Raw genomic sequence first — 23,291 nt, 5'->3', positions numbered from 1 at the left:
TTTATGTATATTGTAATTGCAAAGGTATAATTAGGATAACAGTACTGTCTGGGTGATAGGGAAATGATTTACGCAAAAAGAAACTTAAGGGGTACTTTACGGTACTAACAGGGCATTAATTATGTTGAAAATAATACAATCCAAACTGTCTGATATAGAAGAACGGGAACAGGTTCGTATACTTTACGCATGTGAATCCGGTAGCCGGGCCTGGGGATTTGCATCACCGGACAGCGACTATGATGTCCGGTTTATCTATACCCGTCGCGCAAGTGATTATCTGAGCATCGTTGAAAGGAAAGATATAATAGAATTGCCGGTAAACGAAGTGCTGGACATCGGCGGCTGGGATATACGCAAAGCACTACAGTTGTTCCTTAAATCCAATGCGTCGCTGTATGAATGGCTGCAATCTCCAATTGTCTATTCGGAAGACAGTGGGCTAAAGGATGAGATGCTGTCGCTGGCCGCTACCTATTTCTCAAACCGGGCCGGCTGTCACCATTATCTTTCCATGGCTGCAAACACCCTTGAATACGAGCTGCAGGGTAGTGTTGTGAAGATGAAAAAATACTTCTATGCACTTCGTCCTGCACTCGCATGTCTGTGGGTAGTAGAGAAGAAAACTATGCCACCCATGCAATTCAGAGCGTTGCGTACACTTGTGGAGGATGCCCGCTGGCATTCAGCGGTAGACGATCTGCTGATACGGAAGCAGGCGGCAGATGAAAAAACTGTGATACCGCCTATACCTTTGCTGCACGAATGGCTGCAGGCAACATTGGCGTACTGCAGGCAACAGTCGGCTGACATGCCACGGCTAAAGAACGATACAAATACATTAGATAACCTGTTCAGGAAATATATCCACCCTTATGACGTTTGAACAGCTGGTTACTGAGCCGCATCATCTTTTGCTTAAATGTATCAGTGGCAGCAGGGCCTATAACCTGCATCTGCCATCATCGGATACAGATGTGAAGGGCATCTTTGTGATGCCTCAACGAGCACTATATGGACTTGAACAGGTGGCCCAGGTGGCCAACGACACCAATGACGAAGTATATTTTGAGATCGGCAGGTTTATAGACCTGTTGTCGAAAAACAACCCGAACATCCTTGAGCTGCTGAGTACACCTAAGAAATGTGTTTTATTTAGTCACCCGTTGATGATGCTGATAAAACCAGCCGATTTTCTTTCCAGGCTATGCAAGGACACTTTTGCCGGGTATGCAAGAAACCAGATCAAAAAGGCCAGAGGCCTTAACAAAAAGATCTATCGTCCCATGGAAAAGGAGCGTAAGGGGGTGCTGGAATTTTGTTTCGTGGTATATGAAAACAAAAGTGTACCACTAATACAGTGGCTTACAATGCAGGGCTACAGACAGGAGGAGTGCGGGATTACACAGCTATCGCATTTCAGGGACGCCTACCTCATATATCACCAAAGCCAGCTCCCGGCTAATGACAGGCTGAAAGGCATCGTGTCCGGGGATACGGCTAATGATGTGCAGTTGAGCGCTGTTCCCAAAGGGATCAATGCGTTGGTGGTTATGCATTTCAATAAAGATGCCTATGCTGTGTACTGCCGGGAATATAATGAGTACTGGGAGTGGGTGGAAAAGCGTAATGAAGCACGCTTTCAAAATACGCTCTCCCATGGAAAGCATTACGATGCCAAGAACATGATGCATACATTTCGCTTGCTGGCAATGGCAGAGGAAATTGCATTAGAGCACCGGGTGATCGTCTATAGAAATGACAGGGAGTTCCTGTCGCGCATCAGAAGCGGTGAATTTCAATTTGAAGAACTACTGCGTATGGCAGAAGAGAAGCTGGAAAGGATAGAGGAATTGTACAAGCGGTCTTATCTTCCCGAAGCGCCGGATTTGGGAAAGGCTGCGGCATTATTAGTGCAGATCAGGGAATCGTTTTATGTACGATGATGGAATAATACCAGCATTGTGCAAGTGTCTGATCTTTCCTGAGACTGCCCTAACCCCATCACATTTTCAGCAGCTGGTCCCACATCTGCTCGTTCACAACAACACCTTCCTTTTCACTCTGAATACGCTTGCGTAAGGTATTTTCACCGGGATAGGAGATACGCCCACCTGGTTTATCGGGTGTGCTGTTTCTGGTATAGTTGAGTATTTCCTCTATGAGATTGGTATGCAGATCGGGTTTATGCAGACAGATAAAGCACTGTGATACTCCATATTCTTTTTTGTCTGCCGTTATGCCGGCTGTAGAACGGCCGCCGCTTAGTGCAGTCAGCACTACATCCAGCAGCAGCGCCAGGCCGGAGCCTTTCCAGAAGCCAACAGGAAGGGCGCGTTTGGTTTTGCGGATAGCTACCGGGTCTGTACTGAGCTGACCGTCCTCATCATATCCGCCTGCTACCGGCAGGGATTCGTGCTTCAATTCGTATTCCTGCATTTTGCCGTAGGAGAACTGAGACATGGCCATGTCCAGTACAATATGCCCTTCTTTACGGGGTACAGCTATTACCAGCGGGTTATTACCCAGCACAGGTGCTGCACCGCCCCAGGCGGGCATACCTGCGATGGCGTTGGTGAAACAGATGCCGATACAGCCGGCTTCTGCTGCCTGCCAGCCATAGGTACCGCCCCGCATCCAATGGTTGGTATGCTGCATGGCCACTACACCTGTACCATGTTGTTTTGCTATCTCTATTGCACGGCTCATAGCCAGGGTGGCATTGTACATACCGGGGCCAAGGTTACCATGCCAGGTTTCAATTACGCCGTTTGTATGCAGCAGTGACGGGGATGCCGCAGGATTTACCAACCCATCTTTTACATACTGTACAAAGACGGGAAAACGGTTCAGGCCATGGGAGTGGACACCATCGCGGCTGTTGCCTGCAAAGATGGATGCGCATAGTTCCGCTTTTTCTTCCGGGAAAGAGAGCTGCAAAAGCACTCTTTTAAATTCCTGTTTCAGTTGTTCAAATGGTATCCTTAACATATTAACAAGTTACAAAAGTTAAAATAATCCAACTTCTCCGGCACATTGTACCGGTTTAAACTACTACTTTTTTCTAGTTTTGCAGGGCTTCAATTTACGGTTATCATGCAGAGTAAATCCCTGGGGAGATCGGATACATTGTTTATGTCGGCTTGTGCAGGCCTTGTGGTGGCCAATATCTATTATTGTCAGCCGCTGATAGTGCTTATTGCCAGGGATTTTAAACTGCCGGAGAGCCGTGCGGGGCGTATAGCCTGGCTGACCCAGATAGGTTATGCCTGCGGTCTTTTATTGCTGGTGCCTTTAGGCGATATCATGGAGCGCCGCAGGCAGATACTGATCTGTATGGCGGCCACAATGGCTTCTCTGGCGCTGGCCGCCTTATCTCCCACATTCCTGGTGCTGCAGGTAGCCAGTTTCCTGATAGGCGCCAGTTCCATATCTGCACAACTGATACTGCCGTTGGCTGCTCACCTGGCGCCTGATGATAAACGCGGCAGTGTAATAGGCACTATCATGGGCGGCGTGATAGTGGGCATTCTGGCTTCGCGCTCTGTAAGTGGCACCCTCGGCGGACTATTCGGCTGGCGCGAGATCTACTTCATGGCATCGGGCATTTGCGCTCTGCTGCTGGTCATGATGAGGGTGCGTTTTCCGCAGAGTTATCCTGCTTTCAAAGGTACGTACCGCCAGTTAATGGCATCGATAATATACTATATCCGTACGCAACCTGCCCTGCGACAGGCGGCGTTCCGTAATTTCATGTCATTTGCGGCGCTCAGCTCCTTCTGGGTTACTATGGTGCTGTTCCTGTCTGCACCACCCTTTGGTTATGAGAGCGCTACCATCGGCCTGTTCGGACTGGCGGGCGCTGCCAGCGCACTGGTATCTCCGCTGGTGGGTAAACGTAGCGATGGCAAAGGGCTTTTTACGAACATATGGATAGGGCTGATCATGGAACTGGTCAGCTTTGGCGCCTTCTATTTCACCGGCAACAGCCTGTTCCTATTGATACTGGGCATTATACTGGTAGATGTGGGCCATCAGACCATACAGATATCCAACCAGACCATCATCTACTCCCTGATGCCGGAGGCACGCAACCGTTTTAACACCGTATTTATGACCAGCACCTTTATAGGCGGTGCATGTGGCTCTGCCATCGGCATTGGGCTCTGGAACCTGGGTGGATGGCCGCTGTTTTGTGCGGGCAGTGCGTTAATGGTGCTGGTAAATGTGATCACTACCTGTATTGTATCCGCAAGATCCGGTTACACTGCCGGAAATCGAATCGCGTAAAGCTGCCTGTTACCAGCATAGCTTTTTCTCCCGGCAACTGTAATACCCTGCTAATGGCTCCATTTACATCGTTTGTGCCCATGTTAATGCCGCCATTGGTGTTATAGGTGGCATGCAGGCTACCGTCAGGATTCAGTACGGCAAAGTTGTTTCGCATTACATCATTGAACCTGGTAAAGGCTCCGCTTAATACGATCTCTCCCTGCGGCATAATGCTGATGTTATAAATGGTACCATCCACACCTTCACCTGCCTGCAGGGAAGGGTCTAAAGTGCCATCCGGCTCAATACGCGCCAGGTGTGGTACCGGTACGTTGGCATAGGTGGTAAAAGGCCCTGTAACAAGATATTTGCCATCTGGCTGTACGGCCAGGTCGTATATTGGATAGTTAGCCGCCGTGCTGCTTTTAAAGGTAGGGTCCAGGCTGCCGTCTGTATTCAAACGGGCAATGCGCTGCACTTCCTGACCGTTGTATTTGGTAAATGTACCGGCAATCAGCAACTTACCATCCGGCAGCAGGATCGAACGGTTAATAGCACCGTTAACGCTTTCTTTACCACGGTGGTTAACCAGGTCATAATTGTAGCTGGTATCCAGGCTGCCGTCTGTGTTGAGACGGGCCAGGTAGTTGACCATTGTAGAGTCCAGGTGCAGCGAGTCTGCACCGTTGACAGCTACCAGGTTAAAGTTAGGCTGCACATAATAACGGAAATAGCCAACCACTATTATTTTGCCATCCTGCTGTACATGCAGTCCTGTAACGATGCCAGACACGCCTCCTTTCAATGCCGATGCCGGTTGTACTTTACCGGAGGGGCGTGTTATGTTCTCGGTTTCCAACCCGCCGTTATTATACAGGCGGGCAATGCTGCTCACAAAAGGCAACCCTTCATAACTGGCAAAAGTTCCGCCCACCAGGTATTTACCATCAGGTAAGGTGGCAGCGGTTATTACCACAGCGGGCGCGCCTGTATTTTTTCCGTACCGGAAAGATCTGTCCAGTGTGCCATCGCTGTTAATGCGTGCTACCCGGTTTACCCCTCCGTCTATATTGGCATTGTCAAAATTTGTAAAATCCCCTACTATCAGGTATTTCCCACCCTCTACTGGAATAATATCCTGGATGGCGTTATTGGCGCCGCGGGCGCTGGGATATACCGTGTCGGTTTCCATTACGCCCATTACCCTGAAAAAGGGGCCAAAGAAATACTGTTGCCCCACCCGGGCGGTGATGTTACCCGTACTGGCGAAGGGCGGCACCTTTACTTTTACAGCAGAATCGGTAACGGAAAGAATGGTGCCTGCCTGGCCATTGAAGAGAATAGAAAGCTCAGCCTGGTGGTCCCTGAATCCTTTTCCGCGGATGGTGATCTCATCATTCACATATCCCCTGCTGGGCGATATGCCGTCCTTGCTGATAAGAATAGCCGGTGTTACGGTATCCTGGTAGGGATCTTTGCCGCTTCGTTCCACATTGTCCTTGCTGCAGCCAGTCAGGTATAGCCAGGCTGCTGTTATGATGATAAGAAAGTTAAATAGCTTCATCTGATCAGTTTTTATTGTTCCAGGTATTGTTGCGCCAGCCTTATAAAGGTGCCACCACGGAAGCCGAATACATGGTTGTTATTCAGCACATGCAGCACGCCGTTATTCGGTTGTATATCAGAGGTGGCTACTACAACGGATGGATTGTTCTGAAAGTTCTGCGGATCGTAGGTAATGTCTGTAAGGCGGATGATGCGCGGGCCCACGGCTTCTACATTGTTATAATTCTGGTAAATAAGCCCGATGTTCAGCACATAGCCGCCATCCATTACATAGTTAATACCCGGATAGGCGTATACGTTAAACTGGTCTACCCTGGCAAACTGTTTGGCCAGGTATTTTCCTTTCAATACGTACATGGAGAGAAAGTGCCGCCATACTTCCGGGTCAATATCCTCCAGGTGAACGGAGTCTTGTATGTTGTAATAACGGTAATCATTCAATGCATCCATTACTACTTTCACGGCATCGTCAGTAGGTGTAAAGAAGGTAACGGTATCATGCTGCAGCATTTCCTTCATCCCTGCACGGTCTATGATATAGCTGATGGTATCAAACCAGTAGGGGTTACTCGCTAAATAATCATAAATGCTGCCGTTGTAATGCGGGTTTGCCAGTCCGCCGTCTACATAGTAATCTTTCTTGCAGGCGTTCAGCAGCAGGATGCTGAACACTAAAGCAATAATAAGGTGCAATCTTTTCATAGATCAGTATTTATCTGGACCAGAATTCATTTTGGATGATCATCGGGTTGTTCCTTACAGCTCCCATATCAATGGGCCAGGTCCAGGCGCGGCGCTGGAACTGCTCTGTTGTAAGGAAATTTTCGCACTGGTTCCTGTCCATTACACGGCCGGTGCGTACAAGATCGTACCACAGGTGCCCTTCACCCCAGAGCTCTTTGGCGCGCTCCAGGAAAATGGCGTCTTGTAAGGCCTGGCCGCCACCGCCGCTATAAACGCGGGCGCCTGCCCGGTCCCTGATCATATTCAGGAGTGCAATGGCGGGGGCATCCTGTCCCAGGTATGCGAGGGCTTCAGCACGCAGCAGGATCAGGTCTGCATAGCGGAACAGGATGAAATTGGCATCATAGTCACGGGTATTGGGATTGGACACGGATGAGAATTTGAGATACATGGCAGACTGCGGGTTCTTTGTACTGTAAGGATCATCGAACCATATATCAAAGCGTTTGTCTGATTCCCCTGCAGGATAGATCTTGTCCAGCCATTCCCGTTTAGGGGTTATCTCGCTGCCAAAGCCACCGTACAGGTTACCGCTGCTGTGGATAATGGGCTCATGGAGCACCCATTGAGCGATCAGCGAGTGGAATTCCACGCCGTAGTTAATATCCAGCGACAGTTCAAAGATGCCTTCCAGTGAGCGCCCTTTGAAGATGGTCTGGAAATCTTCTTTGGTGTATGGCAGCAGCTGGTATACACCCAGGTCCATTACCTGTTGGCCAAGTGCCGCCGCCTGCTGCCAGCATTCCTGCCTTTTAGCGGGCTCAAATCCGGCCTTCCACATATACATATGCGCCATGAGTGTAAGTGCAGCGCCCCTGGTACCGCGCACTGCCCGGAAGGTAGGATCATCGTAAGATACCGGCAGGTCCTGCTGGCTGTTGCGGAGGTCCTGCAGGCAGGTATCCAGCACTGTCAGCATACCTGCGCGTGCCTTGATCTCTGTATCGTAGGGATTTAACTGAAGAGGAACGTCTCCGTAAAGCCGTACCATATAGAAGTAGATAAAGGCACGCAGGAAGCGGGCTTCTGCTACTAAAGCTTTTCGTTCCCGTTCGCTGAACGAAGGATCTGCTATGCCGGGTATACGGTCTATACAAAGATTGGCGGCGGCAATGGCCCTGTAGAATTGTGTCCAGTTCCTGGGTCGGTCAGAACCGTCAGAGCTGCCAAGGTCTGAGCCCAGGAGATCGTTACGCCCCATGGCGGCCAGGTTCCGTTTATCAAACCAGTTCCACCAGCCCGGCCTGAAATCGCCGGTGTTGTACAGCGTAGATTCCAGAAACTTTTCCAGCAGCAACCGGTATGCACCATTGATCGCTTTTTCCGCATCATTCTTATTCTGCCAGAACTCCGCGCCGGATAAGGTATCCACCGGTTTTACTTCCAGGAATTTTTTACAGGAAACGGCCAGCAGCAGTAAGCCCGCCAGCAGTCCTGTTTTATATCGTGTATACATAATCATGCTCTTTTGCGGTGATCAGAATTGTACTGCGAGGCCCAGGGTAAAGCTGGTGGCTGATGGATAACCGTTAATGTCATCACGGCCCAGCGAGGTTACCGTTTCGGGGTTAGGACCGGAATAAGGCGAGAATATGCCCACGTTGTATGCCGTGAAATAGGTACGTAGCATGCGCATTTTCAGCCGCCGCATAAACTCCTGTCCGCGGAAGGTGTAGGCAAGGGTTATCTGGTTCAGCTTAAAGTATGACCCATCTTCCTGGAACAGTGTCTGGTCAAGCCTGTTAGGCAGCACCGCCTGCGCATGATAGATGTCGCCAATAGCGGGGTATTGCGCAATGTCGCCGGGTTGTTTCCAGTAATTGATCCTGTTCAGGTCATAGTAGTTCACCGGGCCTTCTGCTGAGCCGCCTATCCGTAGTTGCTCCGGGAATTGTGCTCTGTACAGACGGGCGCCCATCGCGTTATTCAGGATGCTGCGTTTAATCAGGAATGAGCAGAACACATTCAGTGAAAAGCCGCGATAGGTGAAGTTGTTGGTAAAACCGCCTGTTACCAGCGGGTCGGGATTGCCCGTGATCACATTATCATCCGCATCGTCCAGCGCGTAATCTCCGTTTACATCTGTCCATATAGGGTCACCTCCCTGGAAGTATTGGGTGCCGTTGCCGCGGAAGGATTTATACCGTACCCCTTTTACCGGGTCTACGGGCACCTGTCCTGTAGTGGGATAGATGCCGTTTGTTTCATACAGGTAATTGCTGATAGGGTTACGGCCTACCTTTAGTGCCAGTTCTTCCCAGTAAGGCGCTCCCTGTGTTTGCCGGTAGAACTGCACGCCGCCGGGCAGCCTGGTAAGCACGCCCCTGTTGTGTGCACCATTCACGCTTACCGTCCACTGGAAAGCGCGTTGATTAGGAGAGCTGATCGGCCTGGCCGTAATGGTTAACTCGTGCCCGTAATTCACCAGGCTGGCACCGTTTACCTGTACGCGGTTAAAGCCTGTTACATCCGGCAGGTAAAGATCGCGGATCAGGTTGTGCGAGTTTTTGTAATAGGTGTCATAGATGAATTCCAGCCGGCCCTTGAACAACCCAAGGTCTACACCAAAGTTGAACTGGTTAGACTTTTCAGGGCCCAATGACTGATTGGCCATTACATCAAAGTTGGGTGCAATGGCCGGGTTGTTATTGTAGTTGTTATACACCTGGTAGATACCCAGGAAGTTGGGCAATGTAGCGGCAGCACGACTGTTGGAACCATAGGTGACACGTATGGAGCCGTAGTCCAGCCAGTTCAGGCGGCGGAACAGCGCTTCCTTGCCAAAGTTCCAGCGCACACCTACTGCAGGGTTTTTGGTGTATGGGTTGTTAATGCCTGCAGAGGAATTACCGTCCAGCCGGTAAGAGAGGTCTATACTATATTTTGTACGGAAGTTATAGGAAACGAATCCTGCCCAGGAAAGCGCATGGTAGAGATACGAAACGCTGGTACCATTTACATTGGTGCCGTTGCCATCGTTCCAGGGATTGCCGGGATAAAAGCGGGGAGAATATCCACGCGGGCCCCAAAAGTAATCACTGGGCCCATTGCGTATGTCACGCACATGCTGATTATCGGTTTTGATATTCACCTCGCTGAAAACACTGGCATACAGGTTATGACCGCTTTCAACATTCAGCGGGTTGGAGCTGAAATTATAATTGATGCCGTTGCGCGTGTTCAGCTCATCATGTCTGCCTACAAAACCATACAGCAATGTCTGGTTGTTGTTGGCAAATGCCTGGTTGAACCTGTCGCGCGTGTCTGTATAATAATCATAGGAAGTGATGGAGTTTACGCGCAGGTTACGAAAAAGCTCATAGTCCATATCCACAAAGCCACGGATGTTAATGGTACTGTTATCATCCATATTATTTTCATAACCGTCAAACTGGGGGTTACCAACAAACCTGGATGGGCCGGGTAGTAAGGAGGAGGTAAAGGCATCGCCTGCACCGTTGCCGGTAAGGCCGCCGCCGTTGCCCCGCTGTTTTTGTCCCAATGCGCCAAATAGCTGTGTACTGATGCGCAGGCGGCTGTTAGGTTGTATGTTCAGCTGCATATTAAGGCTGTACTTATCAAAGCCGGTGTTTTTAATCACGCCCTGGTTGCGCATATAGGCCAGGTTGGCTTTATAGTTCAGCTTTGGTGAACCGCCGCTGATCTGCACATTGTTCTGCGTATTGATGGTGGTCTGATAGAACAGCCCCTGCCAGTTGGTAGAATTATTATAAAAGCCGTTAAGACTGTCTGTGAGGAACTGCGCATTCTCCAGCCGGTCGCGCGCTTCCTGCATATCCCTGCTGTGATACAGGATGGAATTGATGCGATATGCCCGTTCCAGGGCGCCACCCCAGGTAGGCCGCAGTTGCGGGGCCAGGTTGATGAATACGTTGCTGTTGATGTCTATCACCGGTGTCGGCGAGTTTCCCCGCCTGGTGGTAATCACGATCACTCCATTAGCGCCGCGTGAGCCGTAAAGAGAAGTGGCCTGTGCGTCTTTCATGATCTCTATGGATTGAATATCGTCAGGAGGTATCAATGCCAGTGGTCCGGTGGCCGCACCGGGTTGCAGCATGGATTGTGAGAAACCACCATCGTAGTCTACCGGTACGTTGTCAATCACCAGCAGCGGGTTATTGGTGGCCAGGTACGTCTGGTCACCGGTGCCGGTGATGCTTAGCTGGGAAATACCGCGTATAGACACTGTTCCGCGAAAGCCGGGTGCACCTGTATTGTTCTGGATATTGAGGCCGGCCACTTTACCTTGCAGCAGTTCCTGCACACTGGAAACAGGTACATCCTGCAGGTCTTTTCCCGAGATAACGGCCACAGAACCTGAAACAGTTTCTTTGGTGCGCTTCTGGTAACCCACTACAACCGCTTCTTTCAGGGAGCGGTTCTCCGGTGTAAGTGAAAGGTAGAGTGTTGGTTTTGTGATCTTCATCGTCACTTCCCGGTAACCTACAAAGCGGAACTGTACTGTTTTTCCTTCCTGCACAGAAAAACTGAAGTTGCCCTGTACATCCGTGATGCCCAGTCCCTTTTTGGCCTGCACGTCTATGATGGTAACACCGGGTAATCCTTCCCTTGAGTTTACATCTGTGATCCTACCCTTGACGGTAATGGTCTGCTGTGCGTAAGTCATGCTGCAGGCCATTAAAAGGGCCAGGACCGTAAAGCATAATTTATAATAGTAGTGTATCTGCATAACGTACTTTTTAATCGTCCTGGAATTTTGGATTGAGCTTGAACTTGAAGACTACTTCCCACTCGCCTGGTTCGTAGATGGCGAAGTTGAGCCCTATGCCGGCGTTGTAGCGGCGCCCAAAGGAGATGCGGTTATACTGGAAGTTGATGTAAGCTTTGTCTGAGTTGCCGGAAACATCTGCCAGCATCGGGAAGGGATTGGTGATATCGTAGGTAACCGCTGTACTGTCTTCGTTCATCTTGCGGTTAAAGGCAAAACTTACGTCCTCTCCTATCATGCCGCTTCGGTAGCGAAGACTGTCCCAGCGGGTGAGGTTAAAACGGGAGAAAGGAATGGCCAGCGAGTCTTCATCAAACATCCTGAAGGTAAGCGTATTACCTTTTATACCTGTTTTGCGGAAGTATACATTCACGCTGTCCCTTGGCAGGGGTAGGTTCACCATATCCACTACGCCGCTGACATCAGGATGGGTAATGCCGCCCTGATCCGGTGCTTTACGAAGACCGGTGACGTCGTCAAACTCATATGGCTCATAGGGTTTGGGCCGGCGCACCTCCAGCACCATATTTTTGAATACCTTTTCTCCGCCCTTGTTTTTTACCCGTACGTCAAAGAAATAGTTGCCCGGGTTTACTTTAGTGGAGTCTGTGGTCCAGAAAAAGATCTCACCGGAATTGGGGCGTATATCCAGCACGGGCCTGCGTTCTGTATAACGCTTGGCCTCAATTTCGTCCACACTGGTTTCCCGGCCGCTGTAATAGTCTTTCCAGAGGCGGGCGGGCACCATCTCCTGCAGCTCCGGCGCGGCACTGCTGTCTGCATGACGAAGGTTCTCCAGGCGGAAAGTCAACGGCTGGGTGGAATAGTCGGCGTTGAAAATATAGGCGTATACATTGGTACGGCCCAGGTTCACCGGAAAGTTGGTCCGGTTGTAGTTCATGTTGTTGCTGAAGAAATCTTTTTCATCCGGGACCATGTCCTTATAGCATCCCACACCCAGTAAGGGCAGGAGGCCCAGGAATATCCTGCATATATTGCGTTGCATAATGTGCGGTTTTTAAAGTTTGGTAAAGACGAATTTGCTGATGTTATATCCGCCGGATTCCTCATAGAACCGCATGACGTGCTTGCCTGCCGTGAGGCTTACCTTTGTGTCTACCGTGATCCAGTTTTGCCAGCCACCAGTGCCCCGGCAGTTTACCGTACCCGTTACCGGTACGCCGTCAAACTCCAGGCGGAAGCTGCCTCCGCCACCATCGGCTGCTACCCGGAAGCCCACATTGTAGTCGCCAGTGGCCAGTACTTCTACCGTGTATTCCATCCATTCTGAGCCGTTGGTCCATCCAATGTTAAAACCGCCCTCACTGCAGTTCTCTATATCAACTCCTTCCGTTCTGTATTGATTGCCGTTGTTGTTAACATCACCATCGTGGTAGGCAAGACCTTCACCGCCGTCATCAAAATCTTCTGCCTCTATTGTACCCGGTATAGGCGAGGGCAGCCCCAGGTACGGCGACTGCACCGGGTTCAGTGAATAAGGGAAGGCCAACGGCACAAAAGAAACGAAGCCGAAAACATGCTTGCTTTCCAGTACATGAAGCCATCCATTGGTGGTCTGCAGATCAATACTCTGTGTAGTGGAGGTAGACCAGTCGCGGATGAAACGGGAGTTGTTCATATCACTGTACTGCAGTACCAGCGGACCGCCGCCTGAAATACCCGAAGCATTGGTGGAAGCTGATTTTCCGTTCATCCGGTAGCCATAGGAAAGCGTTGTAAGATTTACACCATCGGCATATTCCAGTGAATCAGAAAGTATTCTTCCGGGCAGCATGTAGCGGCGCAGCAGGGTATCCCATACAGCTACCGGTACACTGTCCAGTGTCCAGTTCCCGGGGAAGGCATATCTGCCCCTGCTGAAATTAAGATTGTAGAGTGCCGTACGTATGCTGTAATCCTGCGGGGCAAAAAAGGTGATACGGCCTTGTTTAAGCGTATCGGTCAGCCCTGCTTTATCTACCAGGTACAGTAAGGTATCATACAAACCCGGCTGTGCTTTCAGGAAATCATACGTGTTGACAGATACCTGCGTTACGGGTTTTGCATTGCGATACTCATTTTGTTTTTTACAGCTGCCTGCCAGCAGCAGTCCTGTTAACCAGAGTATGGGATGCGCTTTGTTGAATATCTTTTGCATAAGGGGCAGCATTATTTCCAGAAATTATTTTGCACCAGTGCGCTGTTACTTGCAAGGGCGCTTTTGGAGAGGGGCCAGTATACAGCGCCATTGTTTACGTCCTGTTGAGATAGCCCGGTAAACTGGGCTACCTTGTTGAAATGCACCAGGTCATACCAATACCAGCCTTCTCCAATCAGTTCACGGCGCCGCTCCAGGAAGATGGCGTCCAGCAGGGCATCGGCAGAAGGATTGCCGGGCAATGCCTTCAGACCGCGGCGGGTGCGGATGCTGTTGAGATCACCAATGGCATCGGCAATACCCAGGCGTGCCTTGCATTCTGCCTGCAGCAGGTACAGCTCTTCATAACGGAAGATGATAATGGCGGAGGAATAGAACCGCAGGGTAGGATTCTTTACCGCACTGTTCACCTGCTTCATTTTGTAGAACACCGGGAAAGCATCATTGAGTTGTGAGAAGAACATGGTGGCCCTTTGATCATTGGCTTCGCTGTAAATGCCCAGGATACTGTCTTTAGGCACATAGATCTCAGATTCGCTTTTGGGGATATCAGGTGCGCGTAGCGTCCAGTCTTCCAGCTGGCCGGTAGTGGAAAACTCGGCATGGTCAAAGTTCATGTCCACCTGGAAAATGTTGCTTAAGCCGCGCCCGCGGAAAGAGCCATCCAGCCTGGTGAGATCGGCGGTGCTGACGAAATTGTAACCGGTAAGGCCCTGGTTGTCTATTACCGTGCGGGTATGCAGCAGGGCATTGGTATAGTCGCCTTTCCAGGCGTAGAGGTGAGCCAGTAAGGTATGCGCCATGCCGCGTGTGGCCGAAATGTTGGTGTGGTGACCTTCACCCTGTCCCTGGTAGTCGCCCTGCTGTTCGGGCGATCTGCCATCGTATTTCCATGGCAGACCGTATGCGGCTGCCTGTGCCTCCTGTATGGCAAAGTCAAGTACCTTTTGCCAGTTCTCACGGGGCACCGGCGTGAAATTGCCATTGGGCACACTGGTAACAAGCGGCACATCGCCCCATATACGCACAATGTAATAATAGAGAAAAGCGCGGAGGAAGCGTACCTGGGAGCGGTCCAGCTCCATATCATTTACCGAGTAACGGTAATCGCGTTTGGTGACTTCGGGCAGTTTTTCAATGGTGACATTGCATTGGTTGATGGCTGCGTAGAAGCGCCGCCAGTCGCGCCACTGGTCCATTGTAGCAAAGCTGGCATTCAGGTTATTATCTGTCAGCGCCTGGAGGTCGCTGCGCCGGGTAACCTGGAAATCCCCTCCACGCATATCGCCATACACCCAGTGGGCGTTCTCGTTGACCAGGGCGGCGCGGAGCAGCCCGTAACAACCATAGGTGGCGGCGCGGGCGTCGTTCTTGTTTTGCCACATGTTCTCTTCCGTGAGCGCGCGTTTGGAGGGCTGATCCAGCATTTTGCTGCAGCCGGCGCCCAGGGTGGCGATCCATAGTAAAAGCAGGCTTGCATAAGTATATCGCATGAGAATAGTTTTTCAGGATCAGAATTGAAAGTTGAATCCCAGGGTAAAGCTGCGGGGGGCAGACCAGTTATAGTAGCCCTGATCATAACCGAAATAATCAGTAGCCTCTGGATCTCCTCCGGAATAAGGGCTCCAGGTCCACACGTTGTTGGCAGTGGCGTAAATGCGCCATTGTTCAATACCTGTACGCTGCATCCATTTTGTCCGCAGGTTATAGGCAAGGGTTATGGCCCGCATTTTTATATAGGAGCCATCTTCCAGGAACAGCGTCTGGTCTGGCTGGTAAGGATTAACCAGGCTCCAGGGATTGTAAAGGGGATATTTGCCGTAATCACCATCCTCTTTAGCCCAGTAGTTCACTTCCTTAATGCCTTTCATGTCATCTGCGCCTTCGCGTACGGCAAAGTCAAAGCGGTCTGCCATGGCCTGGTTGATGATCTTACGGCCAAAGGCATAATTGCAAAGCAGGTTCAGCTCCAGCTGCCGGTAGTGAAAGGTGTTGCTGAAGTAGCCTTGTACGGCGGGTACCTGCCGTCCTTTCATTACACGGTCTGCATCATTGATCACATAGTCGCCGTTAAGGTCTTTCCAGGCAGGATCTCCTGCCTGCAGCGTTACACCCTGGTAAGTCATTTTTCTGCCGGTGGAGGGGTTCACAGGTACCGCCGCATCCGTATCATAAATACCTTCATTGATCAGCAGCCAGTACCGGTCTACCGGTTTTCCTACCAGGAGCCGGCGGTTATTGATGGTAATATCCTGTATGCCGTTGGGCATGGCGAGTAATTTATTCTGGCTGGTGTAAGCAGATATGCCGGTACTCCATTGAAAGGAGCCATTGCGCAGTATATCCGCATCAATTGTGAGCTCATAGCCATAGTTACGTATGTCCATGCCATTGCGGATAATACCCGTGTAACCTGTTTCTTCCATTACCGGTATCTTCAGCAACAGGTCGCGGTCTGTTTTGCTGTATACATCCAGGCTGGCGCGGATGCGGTTATCCAGCAAACCTAAGTCCAGCCCAAGGTTCCACTGTTCTACGTAAGGCCATTTTATATGCTCGCTGATATAACCAGTGCCGAATGCGGCATTAAGGGCCGGGAAGGCATTATAGGTAGCGCTGTTGGGAAGGCCATTCCATCCTATATCTACATTATATATTGGGCCGTCCTTAAAGTATTCGTCCATTAGTATCCGCCCTACACGGCCGTAGCTGGCGCGGAGCTGCAACTGGCTGAACAGGGAGGCGCCTTTCATAAATTCTTCCGCGGTTACTTTCCAGGCGGTAGATATAGTGGGTGAGAACAGCCAGCGGTTTTCGCCCGGTACATTGGAACTGCCATCCCTGCGCAGGTACAGGTTAAGGAAATATTTTTCTGCGTAATTGTAGCCGAAGTTGGTATAGAAAGAGGCCAGGTTGGATTGTGTATAATCTTTAAAATTGGCCTGCAGGCGAAGGTTACCAAAAACACCTTCCTTGTTGGAGTCATCACCGGGCTTATAGATCTTGATGTAATCGCTTCTGCCCTTGTAGGCCTTGCCATAATCATATCGCCATTTGTCCCACTGCGCATATTGACCAAGGGTAACATCAATATGATGCCTATTCACAAATGTATGATCATACCGGATTGAGTTGTCCAGCATCATTCTGCGGCTGAGACCATCAAAGTTGGATACAAAGTTGTTACCATCGTTGATAGTGGTGGGAATGAACAAGTCACGGAAGTTCTGCCCGTAATCTATACTGAACCGTGTGTTAAGCGACCAGTCTGCTGGTAAGGTATAATGCAGGTTGGCCAGTACATGGGCATTGTTGTTACGGTTACGGTTCAGTCCATCTTTCAGATAGTGATAATACTCCTGCAGGTATTGTTTGCCTGGCGAGGGTGGGTTTTCGAAATTAACCAGGTAGTCTTCATCAGCTGCCCTGTCGCGGATAAACTCATTTCTTTTACGGGTGATGGCGGCTCCGCTGATATAGGTGGTCAGCATCAGGTGTTTTACAGGCATCAGGTTCACACCGAAGTTCACATCATATCGTTGCATATTGGTGTGATCTGCCACCCCTTGTTGCACCGAGCGACCCAGGCTGAAACGGAAATTGGCCAAACGCGTGCCGCCGCTTACAGCAGCCTGTATCCCGTTACTCAAACCGTTGCGGTAATAAAGATCATCCCAGTTGGCAGCGCCATAGTACCTTGACTGTGTGGAGTCTGCCAGGTAGCGGGGGAAGTTACGCCATTGCGCTTCGGTGGCATACTTCTCGTAGAAGGGCATACGAAAATCCCTTTCAAACCGCGCATTGACCACATCAACAGCAGGCCGCAGGCTGAGGCCTATCCAGGAATTTACCGCTACTTTCATGCGCCCTGATCGCGGACCTTTGGTGGTGATGCTGATGATGCCGTTGGCAGTCAGTGGGCCGTATTTAGCACTGGCGGCAAAGTCTTTCAGCACTTCCAGGCTTTCAATATCATTCACATCCAGGAAGGAAAGGATATTGGTTTCTGTACCCAGGCGGTTCACATCAAAACGTTGTATGTCGTATGGAAAAGGATGGTCTGGCACCAGCGGAATGCCATCAACAATGTAAGTGGGCTGCGCGTAGAACACATCACTGTTTTTCAGTAGCAGTGTGGCCGTGCCTCTTATGAAGACACTGTTGCGTTTACCTGGTTCGGCGCTGGGAGTACGTATATCCACACCAGTTACCCGGCCGGACAACATCTGATCAATACTGGCATAAGGCAGTTTTCGCAACTCATCGATATCGGCAGCAGCAACAGCGGCTGCCTTGTTACGCTGCAGAAAAAGTTCGTTGTTGGGAAAATGCCCGGTTGTATCCCGCGGCAGCAAAGGCGTTCGCTTTAACCAGGCAATGCTGTCAGTGGCGGCATTAATGGCGGTATCTTTGTTTTTATACACCTGTTGTGCATGGCTATATGAACATAACAGCATACAGATAGCTGTCCCTGTCAGTACCAGCTGCAGGGAGACGAAACGATTGTTCATCGGAATTAAATTTGGATGGTTACCTTACCGGATGGCAAATGACTCCCTTCACCAGTTCCTGGAGGTCTGGTGTGGCCCGGTTTCATAAGGGAATTTTCAGACAATACACATCCTGCATGCAGGATGACTGCATGCGGATAGGAATGCTGTTTTGCGCAAGGCCTTAACTACTGATCCGCTGCAGGATCAATGGTCATTTGCAAGCGCAATAAAGGAAGCCGTAAACATGGGCAGACGGGCATGCGTATGGCATGGCCTTTTGTGTGATGTAAAATTTTGACCTGCATGTGCAATCATTGTGGAATTCTTTAATGGACATTTCAGTGCTATACAATCTTATGGAATATGGTTCTGGATTAGCTTTGAAGGGCATTTGACAGTTTGGGCTGATGACGCGTGTTCGGGGATACTACACTGTTTCGTGGGCCTGAACAAAACTTAATCCGATGACGTATATAGTTCTTCAAACGGTTATGACCAAATATAATCAGCGGATTGGATTTTTCATAATTTTTTAACAATTATTTTAACTCCCGTAGTCAGCAGTATTTTTCAATGGATGAGTTTAGCCGTCGGCGTTATAGGAAAGAACAACGGAAACCGCTCATCTATTTTGCAGGCATAACAATGAACAAAGTAGTACATTTATCTATATCGCAACCAAAATCTATTTGCTATGGGAAAATGTTACGCGATCCTGTTGCTGTTATGCCTGCCGGTATTTTTACAGGCCCAGCACACACAGAAACCCGTATTGCACGGCCAGCACTGGATGGCTATTACCGGTAAACCACTGGCAGCTACCGCAGGAGCGATGATCTTTCAGCAGCATGGCAACGCGGTAGACGCAGCCTGCGCCATGATCGCAGCCACATCTACCATGTGGGATGTGCTGAGCTGGGGCGGAGAAACACAGGCGCTCATCTATAATCCTAAAACCAAACAAGTTATAGGCATCAACGCACTGGGCGTGGCTCCTACCGGCGCTACGCCTGCTTTTTACAAGCAGCGCAACATGCAATACCCGCCGGAGTATGGCCCGCTCTCCGCAGTTACCCCTGGTACTCCAGGGGGCATTCTCACCATGCTGGCGGAGTATGGCACAAAAAGCCTGAAGGAAGTGCTGGCCCCCGCTATGGAGCTGGCAAAAGGTTATCCTATAGAAGCGCAAACGGCCAATTACATCCAGGAGTACAGGAAGTGGATAGCGCAATGGCCCTATTCCAAACAATTGTTCTTTACCCACCCGGAGCGGCAACGGGTTGCGCCTGATGCCGGGGAGATCTTCCGTCAGCCAGACCTCCTGGTCACCCTGCAGAAAATGGTGGAGGCAGAGCAGGCCGCACTGAAGAAAGGTAAATCACGCAAGGAAGCTATTTACGCTGCCTATGACCGGTTTTATAAAGGAGATATTGCACAGGAATTTGTACGCGGCACCCGGGAACAGGGCGGCTTGATCACCCTGGAAGATATGGCTAACTGGAAAGTGCATATCGAGACCCCCATGAAGGTGAACTACAAAGGCATTGATGTTTATAAACTCTCACAATGGACGCAGGGCCCCGCCATGCTGCAGGCCTTGAATATCCTGGAGAATTTTGACCTGAAAGGAATGGGGTACAACTCTTCCCGCTACATCCATACGGTATACCAGGCTATGAACCTGGCCTTTGCCGACCGCGACTTCTACTATGGCGATCCGTATTTCCCGCCGGAAGAACCTATGAAAGGGCTGCTTTCCAAAGCCTATGCAAAAGAGCGCGCCAGATTGATCAACCCTGAAAAGAATGATACCACTATCGGCCCGGGAGATCCATACCCATTTGAAGCTAAACAGAACCCTTATTTTGATTTTTTAAAAACGTGGGGCCATACCGCTGTGTACCGCCCTGAAGAACCTATACAAGGTACTGATGATCCTTTCCTGAAAACATTCCAGAGCGGTACCACTTCAGTTGAAGCGGCAGACGAGGAAGGATGGGTAGTGTCAGTTACCCCGAGCGGGGGCTGGATCCCTGCCACCATTGCCGGCCGTACAGGTGTGGGTTTAAGCCAGCGCCTGCAGAGTTTCGTGCTGGACAAGAAAGAGAATCCCTTCAATGTAATGGAGCCAGGCAAACATCCCAGGGTTACCTTAACACCCACGCTGGCGCTGAAAGATGGAAAACCTTTCCTGTCCTTCGCCGTGCAGGGAGGCGACAGTCAGGATCAGAACCTGCTGCAGTTTTTCCTGAATGTGGTGGAATTTGGTATGAATGTGCAGGAAGCCGTGGAGGCAGCCAATTTTAACAGTTACCAGATGTATTCCTCTTTCGGGATACATGAACGCAAGCCCGGAGGACTTACCCTGCAGCAGAATACGCCCTTCTGGACCCGTAAGGAGCTGGCGCGTATGGGGTATAAAATAGACTACCAGGAACGTACCTCAGGCCCCATCAATGCCATTTATTTTGACTGGCTGCATGGCAGCTTTTGGGGCGGTTCCAGTAACCATGGTGAAGATTACGGAATCGGGTGGTAACAACACACCCGCATCCCTTTTAACAGCATATTGACATGCTATCGGAAAAATTGCACAGCTTCTCCAGCAGTACGCATAATTCCTCTCCTTTCTCCGTAAGCGAGTATACCACTTTGGGAGGCACTTCAGGAAAATGCTGCCGGTTGATAAGCCCGTTCTTTTCTAGTAGTTTTAACCGGTCTGCCAGGATATGATCCGTAATAGGCGCCAGTTCTCCCTTGATGCCGGAGAACCGGTTATTTCCCTCCTGGATGCAGAAAAGGATCTCCGTGATCCATCTCCTGCTTAACAATACCAGCATTTCATTCAGAGAGCACTTGTTTTCCAGCAAAGCCTGGTTTTGATAGTTGGTGGAGTTTACCTTCCTTCCCGCCATATCTATTTATTTAAGTAGTTACTAATTATATAGTGAGTTATTGCACACCTAACCCGGAAGTAGTTGCTTTGTTCCCTGAACGGAAATCATGCTTCTGGAAAATCTCCCGGCTGTTTTGAAGCCTGTTCCTTAAAATGGTTTTAGCCAAAATAATCGATTAAGCGCAAAGATCAAACTTGAAAAGTTTAAATGCGCCTGAAATTATATGGGCGGATCGTTTTTATACTTTTTACAGGAATAAAGACAGGCCGGATGACTAAAGCAAACAACCAGTAACAGTGAACAGTGTGTTACCCCCAATCTTACTATACAGCACACCCCAAATTCATAGTGACGTTCAATGGCGGATTCTAACGGCGGTGTAGCGGTCATCCAGACCCTACGCCGCTTCTTTGAAAAGCGGCGTTTAATTGTTTATATTTACGACATGCACCGATTTATTACTACCAGCAGCATCCGTAACGTTGTAACCGGGGGGATCTTACTATTGTCTGCATTAACAGTGAACGCACAACACGCTGAACCTTTACGCTATACCTGTTATCAGACCGGGAAACAAATAAACATTGATGGTAAACCAGACGAAGCCGCCTGGCAGCAGGCGCCCTGGACCAGCGACTTTACAGACATTGAAGGGGATAAACAACCTAAGCCGCCTTTACGCACCCGCGTAAAGATGGTGTGGGACCAGGAGTACCTGTACATCGCAGCGGAAATGGAGGAACCACATGTATGGGGTAAACTGTTAAAGCACGATACCATCATTTTCCATGATAACGATTTTGAAGTTTTCATAGACCCCGACGGAGATACAAAAGAGTATTTTGAAATAGAGATCAACGCACGCAATACCATATTTGACCTGTTCATGCCCAGGCCCTACAGTGAAGGCGGGCATGCCCTGATGACCTGGGACACGAAAGGTATGCGCACCGAAGTGCATATTAACGGCACACTGAATCAGCCTGCTGATAAAGACAAATCGTGGACCGTTGAAATGGCTATTCCCTTTAAAGCGCTTCACCTGCTGGGTGTTCCTATGATACCAGAAAACGGCACCACCTGGCGCATTAACTTTTCCCGTGTGGAATGGGACACAGAGATAAAGAACGGTCAATATGTAAAGAAGCTCAATCCTGCCACCGGCAAACCATTGCCCGAACATAACTGGGTATGGTCACCGCAGGGCGTCATCAATATGCACGTGCCACAGAAATGGGGCTATCTTCAATTTGCCACACAAACCGGCAATAATCAATAAATCAAAGAGGAATGGACAAGCGTAATTTTATCAAATCATTAGGGATCGGCAGCATGGCGCTTACCTTGCCTTCCCGTTCTTCCAAAGCGGCAGGATGGTCAGCATGGTCAGTAGGCCCGCAACAGAAAGGATCTCACCGTGTTTGGATCAATCCGGACCATAAAGAAACGGAAGCACAGATCCAGGAACGTTATGCCGCTTACAAAAAAGCCGGCATAGCGGATATTTTCTTTGAAGACGACAGTGAAAAACATTTCCGAATTGCCAAAAAGAACGGTATCAAAGCTCACCGCTGGATATGGACCATGAACCGTGCCCATGATAAGGAGCTGCTGACAACCCACCCTGAATGGTATACGAAGAACCGTAAAGGAGAGTCCTGCGCTACCCATCCGCCATATGTGGATTACTACCGATGGTTATGCCCCAGCAAACCGGAAGTGATCAATTACCTGAAAGAACAGGTAACCAGCATACTTTCAAAAGACTATGTAGACGGTATTCACCTGGATTATATCCGTTTCTGCGACGTGATCCTGCCGGTGAACCTGTGGAGCAAATACGGTATTGATCAGTCTAAAGAACTGCCTGAATACGATTTCTGCTATTGCGAAACCTGCCGCAGCGGTTACAAAGCGCAGAAAGGCGTAGACCCGCTGGATCTGGAACATCCTGACCAGAGCCCTTCCTGGCGTAAATACCGCTACGATCGTATTACCAATGTGGTAAATACACTGGCAAAGGTGGCCCAGCAACATAAAAAGCCGATTACCGCAGCAGTATTTCCCACCCCGGAAATTGCCAAACGCATTGTACGGCAGGACTGGACCAACTGGAACCTGAACGCTGTCTGCCCGATGATCTATCACGGCTTTTATAAAGAAGATGTAAGCTGGATCGGAGAAGCCGTGGCAGACGGGGTTAAAGGGCTGAACGGCCGCTTCCCGCTTTACGCCGGCTTGTTCCTGCCTGACTTCAACGGTAACATGGCAGATCTGAAACGCGGTGTTGAACTGGCGCTGCAAAACGGTGCTGCGGGTGTATCGCTGTTTGGAAATATCACGCCGGAAGTACTGGCGGCCATCAGTTGATAAACTGCCATTAAATAAAAGCAAAACGCCTGACGTACATT

At 49.9% G+C, this 23,291-nt stretch carries 16 protein-coding genes; 6 read left to right on the top strand and 10 right to left on the bottom strand.

Translation table 11 applies throughout. The features are described 5' to 3' along the window. Positions 1-121 precede the first annotated feature (121 nt). A complete protein-coding gene (locus Q0577_RS13035) occupies positions 122-886 on the top strand; it encodes a nucleotidyltransferase domain-containing protein (protein WP_298736965.1) in 765 nt (254 codons plus the stop codon). Then, complete coding sequence (locus Q0577_RS13030; RefSeq protein ID WP_298736963.1) at positions 876-1,946, top strand: nucleotidyltransferase domain-containing protein; 1,071 nt, start codon at positions 876-878, stop codon at positions 1,944-1,946. The genes Q0577_RS13035 and Q0577_RS13030 overlap by 11 nt, the downstream gene beginning before the upstream one ends. A gap of 58 nt (positions 1,947-2,004) precedes the next feature. On the opposite strand, the gene yiaK is transcribed toward Q0577_RS13030, so the two are convergent. Continuing rightward, positions 2,005-2,991 (bottom strand): 3-dehydro-L-gulonate 2-dehydrogenase, encoded by a 987-nt coding sequence (yiaK, locus tag Q0577_RS13025; RefSeq protein WP_298736960.1) that lies wholly within the window; start codon positions 2,989-2,991, stop codon positions 2,005-2,007. A gap of 105 nt (positions 2,992-3,096) precedes the next feature. On the opposite strand from yiaK, the gene Q0577_RS13020 reads away from it, so the two are divergent. Next, on the top strand, positions 3,097-4,290 hold the full coding sequence (locus tag Q0577_RS13020; RefSeq protein WP_298736957.1) for an MFS transporter: 1,194 nt from the start codon (positions 3,097-3,099) through the stop codon (positions 4,288-4,290). Here Q0577_RS13020 and Q0577_RS13015 read toward each other — a convergent pair. From Q0577_RS13015 to Q0577_RS12980, 8 genes are read right to left on the bottom strand one after another with little or no spacing between them, the layout of a single operon-like run. Beyond that, positions 4,235-5,836, bottom strand: a complete 1,602-nt coding sequence (locus Q0577_RS13015; RefSeq protein WP_298736955.1) for an IPT/TIG domain-containing protein — start codon at positions 5,834-5,836, stop codon at positions 4,235-4,237. The genes Q0577_RS13020 and Q0577_RS13015 overlap by 56 nt on opposite strands. Positions 5,837-5,847: 11 nt before the next feature. Beyond that, on the bottom strand, positions 5,848-6,540 hold the full coding sequence (locus Q0577_RS13010; protein WP_298736953.1) for a fasciclin domain-containing protein: 693 nt from the start codon (positions 6,538-6,540) through the stop codon (positions 5,848-5,850). A 10-nt stretch (positions 6,541-6,550) separates the two neighbouring features. Beyond that, positions 6,551-8,038 (bottom strand): RagB/SusD family nutrient uptake outer membrane protein, encoded by a 1,488-nt coding sequence (locus Q0577_RS13005; protein WP_298736950.1) that lies wholly within the window; start codon positions 8,036-8,038, stop codon positions 6,551-6,553. Between the two features lie 21 nt (positions 8,039-8,059). After that, positions 8,060-11,293 (bottom strand): SusC/RagA family TonB-linked outer membrane protein, encoded by a 3,234-nt coding sequence (locus Q0577_RS13000; RefSeq protein WP_298736947.1) that lies wholly within the window; start codon positions 11,291-11,293, stop codon positions 8,060-8,062. A gap of 10 nt (positions 11,294-11,303) precedes the next feature. Continuing rightward, positions 11,304-12,338, bottom strand: coding sequence for a DUF5007 domain-containing protein (locus Q0577_RS12995; RefSeq protein WP_298736945.1), 1,035 nt, complete (start codon positions 12,336-12,338; stop codon positions 11,304-11,306). Between the two features lie 12 nt (positions 12,339-12,350). Beyond that, positions 12,351-13,490, bottom strand: a complete 1,140-nt coding sequence (locus Q0577_RS12990; RefSeq protein ID WP_298736942.1) for a carbohydrate-binding protein — start codon at positions 13,488-13,490, stop codon at positions 12,351-12,353. Between the two features lie 11 nt (positions 13,491-13,501). Beyond that, positions 13,502-14,983: a RagB/SusD family nutrient uptake outer membrane protein gene (locus Q0577_RS12985; protein ID WP_298736939.1), complete on the bottom strand. Its 1,482-nt coding sequence runs from the start codon at positions 14,981-14,983 to the stop codon at positions 13,502-13,504. An 18-nt stretch (positions 14,984-15,001) separates the two neighbouring features. Beyond that, positions 15,002-18,001, bottom strand: a complete 3,000-nt coding sequence (locus Q0577_RS12980) for a SusC/RagA family TonB-linked outer membrane protein (protein WP_298736936.1) — start codon at positions 17,999-18,001, stop codon at positions 15,002-15,004. A gap of 676 nt (positions 18,002-18,677) precedes the next feature. Between Q0577_RS12980 and Q0577_RS12975 the strand changes: the two genes are divergently transcribed. Beyond that, the gene (locus tag Q0577_RS12975) at positions 18,678-20,522 is read left to right on the top strand and encodes a gamma-glutamyltransferase (RefSeq protein WP_298736934.1); all 1,845 of its coding nucleotides are present in this window, start codon (positions 18,678-18,680) and stop codon (positions 20,520-20,522) included. Between the two features lie 19 nt (positions 20,523-20,541). Here the strand turns inward: Q0577_RS12975 and Q0577_RS12970 are convergent, their stop codons facing one another. Further along, positions 20,542-20,898 carry a helix-turn-helix domain-containing protein gene (locus Q0577_RS12970; RefSeq protein WP_298736932.1) on the bottom strand — a complete coding sequence of 119 codons (357 nt, stop codon included), beginning with the start codon at positions 20,896-20,898 and terminating at the stop codon, positions 20,542-20,544. 340 nt (positions 20,899-21,238) lie between these two features. Between Q0577_RS12970 and Q0577_RS12965 the strand changes: the two genes are divergently transcribed. Continuing rightward, on the top strand, positions 21,239-22,159 hold the full coding sequence (locus tag Q0577_RS12965; protein WP_298736930.1) for a carbohydrate-binding family 9-like protein: 921 nt from the start codon (positions 21,239-21,241) through the stop codon (positions 22,157-22,159). Between the two features lie 11 nt (positions 22,160-22,170). After that, a complete protein-coding gene (locus Q0577_RS12960; RefSeq protein ID WP_298736927.1) occupies positions 22,171-23,250 on the top strand; it encodes a family 10 glycosylhydrolase in 1,080 nt (359 codons plus the stop codon). Positions 23,251-23,291: the final 41 nt, after the last annotated feature.

The sequence above is a fragment of the uncultured Chitinophaga sp. genome, from assembly GCF_937898475.1.
Lineage (GTDB): Bacteria > Bacteroidota > Bacteroidia > Chitinophagales > Chitinophagaceae > Chitinophaga.
Note: the sequence above shows the minus strand (reverse complement) of the source record. Positions and strands in the feature narration are given on the sequence as shown.